Origin of the sequence: Rhizobium sp. Root1212 (assembly GCF_001424985.1) — a bacterium.
In the GTDB taxonomy this organism is placed as follows: Bacteria; Pseudomonadota; Alphaproteobacteria; order Rhizobiales; family Rhizobiaceae; genus Pararhizobium.
Genome location: NZ_LMDA01000022.1, coordinates 320,882 through 333,075, shown reverse-complemented (window position 1 = coordinate 333,075; position 12,194 = coordinate 320,882). Strand labels below are relative to the sequence as shown.

At 61.5% G+C, this 12,194-nt stretch carries 12 protein-coding genes; 7 read left to right on the top strand and 5 right to left on the bottom strand.

Annotated elements, in window-relative coordinates; translation table 11 throughout:
- Window positions 1-92 precede the first annotated feature (92 nt).
- Window positions 93-1,979, top strand: coding sequence for an MFS transporter (locus tag ASC86_RS17700; RefSeq protein ID WP_056324024.1), 1,887 nt, complete (start codon window positions 93-95; stop codon window positions 1,977-1,979).
- Window positions 1,980-2,046: 67 nt separating this feature from the next.
- On the opposite strand, the gene ASC86_RS17695 is transcribed toward ASC86_RS17700, so the two are convergent.
- Window positions 2,047-2,601 (bottom strand): flavin reductase family protein, encoded by a 555-nt coding sequence (locus tag ASC86_RS17695; protein ID WP_056324021.1) that lies wholly within the window; start codon window positions 2,599-2,601, stop codon window positions 2,047-2,049.
- A gap of 295 nt (window positions 2,602-2,896) precedes the next feature.
- Here ASC86_RS17695 and ASC86_RS25905 point away from each other — a divergent pair, with 295 nt between their 5' ends.
- The gene (locus ASC86_RS25905; protein ID WP_156387101.1) at window positions 2,897-3,073 is read left to right on the top strand and encodes a hypothetical protein; all 177 of its coding nucleotides are present in this window, start codon (window positions 2,897-2,899) and stop codon (window positions 3,071-3,073) included.
- A 9-nt stretch (window positions 3,074-3,082) separates the two neighbouring features.
- On the opposite strand, the gene ASC86_RS17690 is transcribed toward ASC86_RS25905, so the two are convergent.
- From ASC86_RS17690 to ASC86_RS17680, 3 genes are all read right to left on the bottom strand, one after another.
- Window positions 3,083-3,469 (bottom strand): RidA family protein, encoded by a 387-nt coding sequence (locus ASC86_RS17690; RefSeq protein WP_056324018.1) that lies wholly within the window; start codon window positions 3,467-3,469, stop codon window positions 3,083-3,085.
- Between the two features lie 4 nt (window positions 3,470-3,473).
- Window positions 3,474-4,079 carry a 3-isopropylmalate dehydratase small subunit gene (leuD, locus tag ASC86_RS17685; RefSeq protein ID WP_056324016.1) on the bottom strand — a complete coding sequence of 202 codons (606 nt, stop codon included), beginning with the start codon at window positions 4,077-4,079 and terminating at the stop codon, window positions 3,474-3,476.
- 125 nt (window positions 4,080-4,204) lie between these two features.
- A complete protein-coding gene (locus ASC86_RS17680) occupies window positions 4,205-4,450 on the bottom strand; it encodes a hypothetical protein (protein WP_056324332.1) in 246 nt (81 codons plus the stop codon).
- A 107-nt stretch (window positions 4,451-4,557) separates the two neighbouring features.
- Between ASC86_RS17680 and ASC86_RS17675 the strand changes: the two genes are divergently transcribed.
- Window positions 4,558-5,466, top strand: a complete 909-nt coding sequence (locus ASC86_RS17675; protein ID WP_056324014.1) for a CoA ester lyase — start codon at window positions 4,558-4,560, stop codon at window positions 5,464-5,466.
- On the top strand, window positions 5,463-5,669 hold the full coding sequence (locus ASC86_RS17670) for a DUF1737 domain-containing protein (RefSeq protein WP_056324011.1): 207 nt from the start codon (window positions 5,463-5,465) through the stop codon (window positions 5,667-5,669). The genes ASC86_RS17675 and ASC86_RS17670 overlap by 4 nt, the downstream gene beginning before the upstream one ends.
- A 39-nt stretch (window positions 5,670-5,708) precedes the next feature.
- Here the strand turns inward: ASC86_RS17670 and ASC86_RS17665 are convergent, their stop codons facing one another.
- Window positions 5,709-6,140, bottom strand: a complete 432-nt coding sequence (locus ASC86_RS17665) for a metallopeptidase family protein (RefSeq protein ID WP_056324009.1) — start codon at window positions 6,138-6,140, stop codon at window positions 5,709-5,711.
- Window positions 6,141-6,304: 164 nt separating this feature from the next.
- On the opposite strand from ASC86_RS17665, the gene ASC86_RS26695 reads away from it, so the two are divergent.
- From ASC86_RS26695 to ASC86_RS17650, 3 genes are read left to right on the top strand one after another with little or no spacing between them, the layout of a single operon-like run.
- Window positions 6,305-7,207 carry a hypothetical protein gene (locus tag ASC86_RS26695; RefSeq protein ID WP_056324006.1) on the top strand — a complete coding sequence of 301 codons (903 nt, stop codon included), beginning with the start codon at window positions 6,305-6,307 and terminating at the stop codon, window positions 7,205-7,207.
- A complete protein-coding gene (locus ASC86_RS17655; protein ID WP_280136987.1) occupies window positions 7,089-8,654 on the top strand; it encodes a DNA polymerase Y family protein in 1,566 nt (521 codons plus the stop codon). The genes ASC86_RS26695 and ASC86_RS17655 overlap by 119 nt, the downstream gene beginning before the upstream one ends.
- Entirely contained in the window at window positions 8,651-12,049 is a 3,399-nt protein-coding gene (locus ASC86_RS17650; protein ID WP_056324003.1) for an error-prone DNA polymerase, read from the top strand. The genes ASC86_RS17655 and ASC86_RS17650 overlap by 4 nt, the downstream gene beginning before the upstream one ends.
- The last annotated feature ends 145 nt before the right edge of the window (window positions 12,050-12,194 follow it).

Sequence of the window (12,194 nt, the reverse complement as noted above, 5' to 3'; positions counted from 1 at the left end):
TGTTGCTACGGCGCATTGCGTTCGCATCGAGGAGGATCGCGGACATCGGAGGATGCGCTTAACCGCCGTTTTCTGAGTGGAGGACTATCGAAATGGCAAACGTAGCAACCGTGGGCGGCGAAAAGGCCGGACCCATGACCCAGGAGCAGAAGAAGGTGATCTTCGCCTCTTCGCTCGGCACGATCTTCGAATGGTACGATTTCTACCTCTATGGTTCGCTGGCCGTCTATATCGGCGCGACCTTCTTCAGTTCCTACCCGGAAACCACCCGCAATATCTTCGCCCTGCTCGCTTTTGCGGCGGGCTTCCTCGTCCGCCCGTTTGGCGCACTCGTCTTCGGCCGTCTCGGCGATCTCGTCGGCCGCAAATATACCTTCCTCGTCACCATTCTGATCATGGGTCTTTCGACCTTCCTCGTCGGCATCCTTCCCGGTGCCGCTTCGATCGGTATTGCCGCTCCGATCCTGCTGATCGCGCTGCGCATGCTGCAGGGCCTGGCGCTCGGCGGCGAGTACGGCGGTGCTGCGACCTATGTCGCGGAACACGCTCCGCACGGCAAGCGCGGTTACTTCACGTCCTGGATTCAGACCACGGCGACGCTCGGTCTGTTCCTGTCGCTGGTCGTCATCGTCGCCGTCCAGATCGCCGTCGGCAAGGAAGCCTTTGCAGCCTGGGGCTGGCGCATTCCGTTCCTGCTCTCCTGCGTTCTGCTCGGCGTTTCCGTCTGGATTCGTCTGAAGATGAACGAATCGCCCGCCTTCAAGAAGATGAAGGAAGAAGGAAAGGGCTCCAAGGCACCGCTGACGGAAGCGTTCGGCCAATGGAGAAACGCCAAGATCGCGCTGCTCGCTTTGTTCGGCGCCGTCGTCGGCCAGGCTGTCGTCTGGTATTCCGGCCAATTCTATGCGTTGTTCTTCCTGCAGAACATCCTGAAGGTCGATGGCCAGTCCGCCAACCTGATGGTTGCTGCCTCGCTTTTGATCGGCACCGGTTTCTTCGTCTTCTTCGGCTGGCTGTCGGACAAGATCGGTCGCAAGCCGATCATCATGGCAGGCCTTCTGCTGGCGATGGTCACCTACTTCCCGCTGTTCAAGGCGCTGACCTGGGCCGGTAATCCGGCTCTGGCCGAAGCACAGGAAACCGTGCGGGCAACCGTGACGGCCGATCCGGCGGACTGCAAGTTTCAGTTCAACCCGACCGGCACGGCGAAGTTCACCACATCCTGCGATATCGCCACCTCGTTCCTGACGCGCAACTCGGTGCCCTACGACGTCGTTCCCGGCCCTGCCGGCACGCCGGCAACGGTCAAGATCGGCGATGAAACCGTATCCAGCTACGACGCCATCGCCGCTGGCGACCAGGCCAAGGCTTTGAACGGCGCCTTCGAAAAGCAGATCAACATTGCACTTCACGACGGCGGCTATCCGCTGGTGCGCGGTGCCGCCAAGGTACCGGAAAGCAAGCTTGACGGCTTCGTCGCCGCCAATCCGGAACTCGCATTGGATGTTGCCGCTGTCCGTGGCGGCGAGAAGGCAAGCATGACCGGCGAACAGCTGGTCGCCGCCAAACTGCTGACGGTCGAAGAGGCAGCCGGCGTCACCGAAATGCCGGTCTATACGATCGACAAGGGCGGCGCGTTCGCCATGGTCGCCGACCCGGCGCGTGTCAACTGGCTGACGATCATCGCCGTGCTCACCGTTCTCGTCATCTATGTGACGATGGTCTACGGCCCGATCGCCGCCCTTCTGGTCGAGCTTTTCCCGACCCGCATCCGCTACACCGGCATGTCGCTGCCCTATCACATCGGCAACGGCTGGTTCGGCGGCCTGCTGCCGGCAACGGCCTTCGCGATGAGCGCGGCCAAGGGCGATATCTACTACGGTCTCTGGTACCCGATCGTCTTTGCCGGCATCACCCTGGTCATCGGCATGCTCTTCCTGCCGGAAACCAAGGATCGCGACATCCATGCAATGGATTGACCCCTGATACCCAAGACAAAAAAGCCCGGCGCGAACAGCGCCGGGCTTTTTCTTTTATGTTTTGCGGTCAGAGGGAGAAGCGGCCGTATCTGCCGTTGTTGTAGATGAGGGATTGGCCTTCACCGGCGACGATCGAGACGACCCGGCCGAGCAGGATCGCATGGCTATGGCGCTCGATGATCTCATCGACTTCGCAATCGATGGCGGCGAGCGCACCGCGCAGCACCGAAGCGCCGCTGGCCAGCGTCTGCCATTCCGCCCCGTCGTAACGATCCGGCCCCTTGAGGCCGTCCTTGCCGGCGAAACGATCGGCCACCGCCTGCTGCTCGGCCGTCAGGATGTTGACGCAGAAATGCCCATAGCGCTGGATGATCGGCCAGGTGGAGGAGCTGCGGTTGATGTTGACGATCATGGTCGGCGGATCGACCGAAAGGGCGGTGGCCGACGTGACCGTCGCTCCCGTCCTCTCCTCGCCCACGCCGGCCGTTACCACCGCAACGCCGCCGGAAACCAGCCGCATGGCCGATTTGAGGCTTGCCGCATCGGCAAGATGTGCAAAGGCATCCGGTCCTGCGGCAAAGGCGGTTTCCGCCCCTATGGATTTTCTCAACACGACATTCATTCCCGCGAACTCCCGCCTGTTTATCTTTAAGGCAAATGTGGCATCGCGGGACAGGTTTTCTCAAGCAAAGAAACTTCCGCTTCGGCCTTCCGGGAGAACGCAAATTTCTTTCATGATAAATTTTATAGATTATATTGTTTTCATGAAAGGCCCGGAACCCTGGGCTTTTCCACGGATCGAATTTCCGATCCGGCGAATAGAGCATATTTTTCCTAGACTATTGACAGTCGCATCAATTGCGGCAACTTTGTGTCAAAAGCGGAGCGATCCGGTCTGGCGGACAAAAGGGGTTGGCATGTTTTATCATGGTGGAATGACGCTCGGTTACTTCACGCCGCCGGCAAAGCCGGAAAAGCAGATCCGTGTCGAAAAGCCGTCGCTGCGCAGCAATGACAGCGCCATCGACGTCGAGCCCGCGCGCACCGACGAGCTGAACCGGGCCTTCCTCACGCCCTGGCACCTGTTTTATTGAGAGGCAGCCTCAGCCCTGGAAGGCCGTCACTTCGATCTCGATCAGCATTTCCGGGCGGATGAGATCGCAGACGACCATGGTGGCCGCGGGGCGGATCTCGCCGAAAGCCTCGCCGAGGATCGGGAAAACGATATCGGCATAGGCCGCATCCGTCACGTAATAGTGGTTGCGCACCACGTCCTTCAGCGAAAACCCGGCTTCGACGAGGGCGGCTTCGATCGTCTTGAGGCAGTTGCGCGTCTGGGCTTCGACCGTTTCCGGCATGCTCATCGTCGCATAATCGTATCCGGTCGTGCCGGATACGAAGCACCAGTCACCCTGCACCACCGCGCGCGAATAACCCGCCGTCCTTTCGAACGGCGAGCCGGATGAGATCAGCTTGCGCGGGCTTGGCATGGGCTCAGGCCCAGGGGCGGGCGGAGGCGTTGGTCTTTTCGAAGCTGTCGATCGAGGAGACTTTTTCCAGCGTCAGACCGATGTCGTCGAGGCCGTTCAGCATGCAGTGGCGCTTGAAGGCATCGAGTTCGAAGGTGATCTTGCCGCCGTCCGGGCCGGTGATTTCCTGGTTTTCGAGATCGACCGTCAGCACGGCGTTCGAGCCGCGGCTGGCGTCGTCCATCAGCTTTTCGAGGTCTTCCGGCGAGACGACGACCGGCAGGATGCCGTTCTTGAAACAGTTGTTGTAGAAGATGTCGGCGAACGAGGTCGAGATGACGCAGCGGATGCCGAAATCGAGCAGCGCCCACGGCGCGTGTTCGCGCGAGGAGCCGCAGCCGAAATTGTCGCCGGCAACGAGGATCTTGGCGTTCTGGTAGGCCGGCTTGTTGAGGACGAAATCCTCGTTGACGGAGCCGTCTTCATTGTAGCGCGCTTCGGCGAACAGACCCTTGCCAAGGCCGGTGCGCTTGATCGTCTTCAGGTAATCCTTCGGAATGATCATGTCCGTGTCGATATTGACGACGGGAAGGGGCGCGGCAACGCCGGTGAGCTTGACGAACTTGTCCATGACTGTGCGCTTTCGATTCAACGGGACACAAGAATTGTGTCCCGCGTTTAGAGCAATTTCACGCCAAAATGAAGAAGAATCTGCTCAAAGGCCTGCTTCACAGGCCTTGCCGGGAAACGCCCGCCTCAGAGATCGATGATCGTGCCGCGGCCGTCGTTCCAGATGCGCGGCTCCTTCTGCGGGCGCGGACCCTGCGCGCGTGCGGTGGCGCGCACCGGCTTCGGGCTGATGCGCGCCGAAATGGCGCTTGCCACCATCAGCACGGCCACGATACCGGCCAGGGCCACGCCCAGCGACGCCGTGAAGACGAGGGCCATCAGCGTGAACGCGATGCCTGCTGCCGTCAGGAGAAAAGAGCGAATGCTTTGCATGTTCATCACCTTTCGTTACCGCAGATGTGGGATGGCGTGCCCGGCCTTGCAAGAGCCGTTACCATCACTGCCTTGCGAAAATGGCGAAAGCCGGGCACAAAAGTCCCATGAGTTTTCCTGATCCCCGCCATCCTGCCCGCCTGCGCCGCTCCGTGCTCTGCGTTCCCGCCGACAACGAACGGGCGCTGGGGAAGATCGCCTCGCTTGTCTGCGATGGCGTGATCTACGATCTGGAAGACGCCGTGCTGACCGACAGGAAAGCCGAGGCCCGCGAGATGCTCGTAGCGCATCTCGAAAAATCCCGGCCGGCCGGCGTCGAGATCGTCATTCGCATCAACAGCCTCAAGACGCCCTTTGGCGAAGAGGATTTGCTGGACGCGATCCGGCTGCAGCCGGATGCGATCCTCTTGCCCAAGGTGGAAAGTCCCGCCGATATCCAGCTCGCTGCCGATCTTCTCGCCGAAAACGATGCGCCGGACAGTCTTCGCCTCTGGGCGATGATCGAGACGCCGCGGGGCGTGCTCAATGCCGCCGCGATCGCCGAAACCGGCCGCACCTCCGGCGGCCGGCTCGATTGTTTCGTGCCCGGCCTCAACGACCTGCGAAAGGAAACCAACGTTCCTGCCCTGCCCGGCCGGCCCTATCTGGTTTCCTGGTTGATGCAGATCCTGCTTTCGGCGCGCAGCTGCGGCCTCGATATCATCGATTCCGTCTATAACGATTTCCGCGATGCCGATGGGCTCGATGCCGAATGCCGCCAGGGCCGTGACATGGGTTTCGACGGCAAGATGCTGATCCACCCCGCCCAGATCGAAATCGCCAACCGCGCTTTCGGGGTCACGTCGGAAGCTGCGGCTGAAGCGGCTGCGATCATCGACGCCTTCGCCCGGCCGGAAAACGCCGGCAAGGGCGTCATCAATCTCGATGGCCGCATGGTCGAGCGTCTGCATCTCGACCAGGCCCTGAAAACCGCCGCCAAGGCGGATGCCATGCAAAACAAGGACAATCCCGCATGAAACTCTACCGCTTCCTTACCGGCACCGATGACGCCGCCTTCTGCCACCGCGTCACCGACGCGCTGAACAAGGGCTGGTCGCTGCATGGCTCGCCGGCGCTGTCCTTCAACAGCCAGACCGGCCAGCCGATGACCGGCCAGGCGATCGTCAAGGACGTCGAGGGCAAGGATTATCATCCCGACATGAAGCTCTCGGAGCAATAATCGCTCCTGCGATGGCGCGGCTAACCGCGCCATCCGCTTTCAATGCGCGTGTTCCACGCTCGCTTCGATCCGCTCCATATCGTCATCCGAAAGTCCGAAATGATGGCCGATCTCGTGGATCAGGACATGGGTGATGATATCGCCCAGCGTCTCGTCGTTTTCCGCCCAGTAATCGATGATAGGGCGGCGATAGAGCGTGATCCGGTTCGGCATCTCGCCGGTTTCCATGGTGAAACGCTCGGTGATGCCGCGGCCTTCGAATAGCCCCAAGAGATCGAAGGGCGTTTCAAGCGCCATGTCATCGAACACCTCGTCGCTCGGAAAATCCTCGATCGCGATGATGAGATTGGTCGCAAGCGTGCGGAATTCATCCGGCAGGTGGCTGTAGGCCTCCTGGGTGAGGGATTCGAAGGTGCTGATCGTCGGCGCGTGGCGTTCCCGCCAGTCGCCGGTCTGGTCTATATTGGCCATGAAGTCTCCTTGTGCTCTTCATATAGCATTTTGCCCGGTTTTTTCGAGAGCATCGGTGCTTGCGGCGACAAAGGAATAAATTCACAAGATTCAGTCGTTGACTCTTTCGGGCAGCTCTGGAATCAATAGGAACATAACAGGAACAATCTGAATTGGAGACCGTCATGGTTGGCACGGCCATGGCGCGTGAGCGGCTTTTTACGCTCCGTGAAACGATCGCACGGCTGGAAGGCAAAGCCGTGCCCGATCTCTCGGAAACGCCGCTTCGCAACGATACGCAAACCGTCCGTCACCTCAGCCTCGGCGTCGATAGCCTCGATGAGGCGCTGGGCGGCGGCATTCCGCTACAGGGATTGAGCGAAATCCGCTGCCGGCTTCTGGTGGATGCCGGTGCCGCCAGCGGTTTCACCACCGCTTTGGCGGCTCGCATGCAGGCCGAGGAGAAGGTGCGCTCCGGCCGGTCCCTCGCCCCGGTTCTGTGGATCGGCGATACGGTGGGAACGATGGAAGCGGGCCTGCCCCATGCCGTCGGCCTCATTCATTTCGGCCTTGCACGGCACGGCTTTTTTCATGCGGCGCCGCGCAAGCTCGACGATGCGCTCTGGCTGGCCGAGGCCGCGATGGAAAGCGGCGCCTTCTGCGCCGTTATTTTCGAGGTTCGGGGCAATCCGGCCCATTTCGGTCTGACGGAAAGCCGCCGTCTCAGCCTGAAGGCCAAGGCCGCGGGCAAGCCCCTTCTCTTGCTGCGCGAAGGCGGTGAGGAAGAGGCAAGCAGTGCCGCCTGCCGGTTTCTCGCCGAGCCCGCCCCTGCCCGCCCTCGCCTTCTGGCCGGCGGCGGGCAACTCGAAGGCAGCATCGGCAATCCCGTTTTCCGCCTGACCCTCGAAAAAAGCCGAAGCCCGGCTCCCCTTTCCCTTCTCTTGGAGTGGAACCCCCATGACCGCCGATTTGCTGTTATCCCGGACGAAACACTTACGCATTCTGGCGCTCGGCTTTCCGCATCTGCCCACGGACCGGATCGCCCGCAGCAAATGGGGACCGTCCTGGCGTTCGACCGGGCGTCCTGACGTCCCGGCGATTGCCTGCGTCGGCCGCTACGACAATACGCTGCGGCTCACTGCACTGGATGAGAAGGCAGAAGCGCTTGGCCTGCGCCGGCATCAGGGGCTGACCGAGGCGCGCGCGCTTTACCCGCAACTGGAAATCGCCGAGGAAAACCCGGCTGGGGACCGCGACCTGCTGCTGTCCATTGCCGACTGGTGTGATCGTTATACCCCGCTCGTCGCGCAGGATGCCGATGACGGCCTGTTTCTCGATATCACCGGCTGCACCCATCTGTTCGGCGGCGAGGAAGCCCTGCTGAACGATGTCCTCTCGCGCCTCTTTCATATGGGTTTTGACGTTCGCGGAGCAATTGCCTCTTCGCCCGGCCTTGCCTGGGCGGTCGCCCATTTCGGGCGTGGCGGTGTCATCGGCGATGATCCGCGCGATATCCTGATGCCCCTTCCCATTCAGGCCTTGCGGCTGGAGACGGACCTCGTCGCGTCCTTGAGCAAGCTCGGCCTGAAACGCATCCGCGATCTCGCCACGGCCCCACGGGCGCCGCTGGTGCGGCGGTTCGGCATCCGGCTGATGCAGCGGCTCGATCAGGCACTCGGCTATGAGGAAGAGCCGATCTCTCCCCGGCGGGCCATCGCCAGTCTTTCGGCGGAACGGCGGCTGGCCGAGCCGATCGTCTCGCAGGACGATGTCCTTCATCTCGCCGGCCGGCTCGCCGCCTCCCTGAAGCCGGGACTGGAAGCCCGCGGTGCCGGCGGCCGGTTGTTCGAGTTGGTGCTGTTCCGCGTCGATGGCAAGGTCCTGCGCCTCGTCGTCGGCGCCTCCCAGCCCTTGCGCGATCCAGCGCGTATCGGCCAGCTGTTCACGGAACGCCTGACTGCCATACATGACGATCTCGATGCCGGTTTCGGCTTCGAAATCCTGCGCCTGAACGTGCTGAACCATGAAGATTTCAGCATGCGCCAGGGCGATTTTGCCGGTAAGGAACAGAGCGAGACATCCCTCCCTGATTTCATCGACCGGGTAGCGGCCCGGCTAGGGCCGGATTGCCTCAACGGCTTCCATCTTCAGGAAAGCCATATTCCCGAAAAAGCCGCTCTCGCCGTGCCGGCTGCGGACCATATCCGGGCGGGGAAGGCCGTCGAAGCCGCCCTCCCCGCGACAGACCGGCCGCTCCGGCTCCTTAAGTCTCCCGAGCCGATGGAGGCGTTTGCCAGTGAGGTTCCCGATGGTCCGCCCGGCAGTTTCCGTTGGCGGCGCGCCTTGCACCGCATGACCCGCAGCGAAGGCCCGGAGCGGATCGAACCGGAATGGTGGAGCAGTCTGGAAGGTGATCGTGTCAGGGATTATTTTCGCGTCGAGGACGAGCAGGGCTATCGTTTCTGGATCTACCGCGAGGGCTTTTACGGTGACAGCGCGCAGCCGCGCTGGTTCGTGCATGGAATTTTCGCATGAGCGCGGGGATCGCCTATTGCGAGATCGCCGCGCGCACCAATTTCTCCTTTCTGGAAGGGGCCTCCCATCCGGAGGAAATGGTGATGGCGGCTTCGGCCCTTGGCCTTGCGGGCCTCGGCATTGCCGATCGCAATTCCGTCGCCGGCGTCGTTCGGGCCTGGCGGCAGCTGAAGGTGCTCGATGAGAAATACAGAAATCCCGACGCCCGGACTGAGAAGGAAAAAGCGGAAGGCCCGCCCCTCAAACCTGTCGGCCAGTTTCAGCCGGGTGCCCGGCTGGTCTTTTCGGATGGTACGCCGGATATCCTCGCCTTTCCGCAGGACCGACGGGGATGGGGAAACCTCTGCCGATTGCTGAGTGCCGGAAACCTGCGAACCGAGAAGGGTTCCTGCATCCTCTATCTGTCCGATCTCATCGAATGGGGCGACGGGATCATGCTGGCCATCGCCCCCCATGCCCCCGCCGTGCTTGAAACATCGGGTTTCGAAGAGCTGGATGATCATGTGCGGCAAATCCGGGAGCGCTTTCCCAAGACGCTCTGGATCGCGCTTTCTCCAGCCTATGACGGGCGGGATGCGCTGGTTTTCGCGCATCTTGCCCAGCTTGCGGACAAGCATCGTCTTCCCCTGATCGCGACCAACCAGCCGCTCTACCATGGTCCGACCCGCCGCCCGCTTTCCGATATCGTGACCGCCATCCGCGACGGTGTACCGATCGCAAAGGCGGGTTTTCGCCTCTCCGCCAATGCCGAACGGCACCTGAAGCAGGGAAAGGAAATGGCCCGGCTCCTGCGCCGTTATCCCGAGGCGGTCACCAATACGGTAGCATTTTTTAGCCGGCTGTCTTTTTCACTGAAAGAGATCAGCCACAATTATCCCGACGAAAGCATCAATGGCGAACACCCCTTCGAGACCCTCAAGCGCTTAACCTATGAGGGGGCTGCCGAACGCTATCCGGAAGGCATTCGCGGAAAGGTTCTGGGCCAGATTAAATACGAACTGGATTTGATCAAGGAGAAGAAGTACGCCCCCTACTTCCTCACGGTCTACAAGATCGTCAAGCATGCTCGCCATGAACTCAAGATCCTTTGCCAAGGCCGCGGCTCGGCGGCCAATTCAGTCATTTGCTATTGCCTTGAGATCACTGAGGTCGATCCCGGCAAAAGCACGTTGCTCTTCGATCGCTTTCTCTCGATGGATCGCGACGAGCCGCCGGATATCGATGTCGATTTCGAGCACGGGCGGCGCGAGGAGGTCATTCAGTATATCTACAAGACCTATGGCATCGCCCATGCCGGCCTGACGGCGGGCGTGACCACCTATCGCAGCCGCTCGGCCGGCCGCGAAGTCGCCAAGGCTTTCGATCTTTCCGAGGATGTGCAGTCGGCGATTTCCCATGCGGTCAGCGGCTGGTGGACGGAAAAGCTGACGGATGCGGATGCACGCGCCGCCGGCCTCGATATCGCCGATCCCACCACACGGAATGTGCTGCATCATGCCTCGACGCTGATGGGCTTTCCGCGGCACCTGACCCAGCATGTCGGCGGTTTCGTCATCACCCGCGACCGGCTCGACGAGGTCGTGCCGATCATGAAGACGGCGATGCCCGACCGCTACATGATCGAATGGGACAAGGACGATCTCGACAGTGTCGGCATCCTGAAAATCGATGTTCTGGCGCTGGGCATGCTGACCTGCATGCGCAAGGCTTTCGAGCTGCTGAAGAGCCATTACGGCGTCACCAAGACGCTCGCCGATCTCGGCAATGCCACGCACCCGGATGAAAAGGAAGTCTACGACATGATCTGCCGGGCCGATACGATCGGCGTCTTCCAGATCGAAAGCCGGGCGCAAATGAGCATGCTGCCGCGGCTGAGGCCCCGAAAATTCTACGATCTGGTGATCGAAGTAGCGATCGTCCGGCCGGGGCCGATCCAGGGAAACATGGTCCATCCCTATCTCAAGCAGCGCGAAGCGGCGCGCAAGCCCGGATATAGAACGCCTTTTCCGAAGGAAGAGCTGCGTCCCATTCTGGCGCGGACATTGGGCGTGCCCCTGTTTCAGGAGCAGGCCATGCAGATCGCGATCACCGCGGCCGGGTTTTCGCCTGCCAAGGCCGATCGGCTGCGCCGCTCCATGGCCACCTTCAAGCGAACCGGCACCATCGATTCCTTCCGGCAGGATATGGTCGGCGGCATGGTTAAGAGGGGATACGAACGGGAGTTCGCCGAGCGCTGCTTCAAGCAGATCGAAGGTTTCGGCGAATATGGTTTTCCCGAAAGCCACGCCCAGTCTTTCGCGCTGCTGGTCTATGCGTCCTCCTGGGTCAAAGCCTATTATCCGGATGTCTTCTGCGCGGCCCTCCTGAATTCCCAGCCGATGGGCTTTTATCCGCCGGCCCAGCTGGTGCGCGACGCGCGCGAGCACGGCGTCGAGATCCGGCCGGTGGATGTCAATTCTTCGGGCTGGGACACGCTGCTCGAAAAGGCCCCTTTCAATCCCGAAGCCATCGATTGCCGACACGAGAACATGGCCGGCGTCATTCGCACGGGCCATGCCCTGCGGCTCGGCTTTCGCCTGGTCACCGGCCTTTCCGAAAACGATATGGGAAGGCTCGTCACCTGCCGCGGCCAAGGCTACGCGTCGATCCGCGAACTCTGGTTGAGATCGGGTCTCGAGCGGGCCGCGATCGAGCGGCTGGCGGATGCGGATGCCTTTCGCTCCCTCGGGCTTTCGCGGCGACAGGCGCTCTGGGCCGTGCGGGCGCTCGACGGGAAAAGTGCGGCCGAAAAACTGCCGCTTTTCGAGATGGCCGGCCATGAAGACCTGCAGTGCGAGCCGGACACCAGGCTTCCGGCCATGCCGCCTGGCGAGGAGGTGATCGAGGATTACCGCCATCTGACCTTGTCGCTCAAGGGGCATCCGGTCTCGTTCCTGCGGGACAGGCTGTCGCGGATGGGCATCCTGGCAAGCCGGGATCTTCTTACTGTCGCGAATGGCCGCCGCGTGACGATTGCCGGCATCGTGCTGGTGCGTCAGCGGCCGGGCTCGGCCAATGGCGTGATCTTCATGACGCTGGAGGACGAAACCGGCATCGCCAATGCTATCGTTTGGAAAGCGACCTTCGGCCGCTACCGGACGATCGTGCTCGGGGCACGGTTGGTGAAGATAACCGGCAAGCTGCAAAGCCAGGACGGCGTGCAGCACGTCGTGGCCGAGCACATGGAAGACCTGACGCCCATGCTCGGCTTGCTTCTCGATCCGTCACCCATCGGGGACCCTGACGGCCGGAAAGCGGATGAGGCAACCGGGCAATCCCTGCAGAAACGGACCCCACGTATCATCCCCGCCGATGCGCCTGCCGCCGTCATGCCGAAAGGACGCAATTTCCATTGATGGCGACAGGGATAAACGGGCAAATCGGCGCTCTAAAGCGGGTGGCCCATGGCGCTGTAACAAAACGTGTAGAAATTCTTTCGATCAAGAAACGGTGAGTCGATGGAGATCAGGGAGGTGAATTTGCCAGCCGCTTTTCCATAAG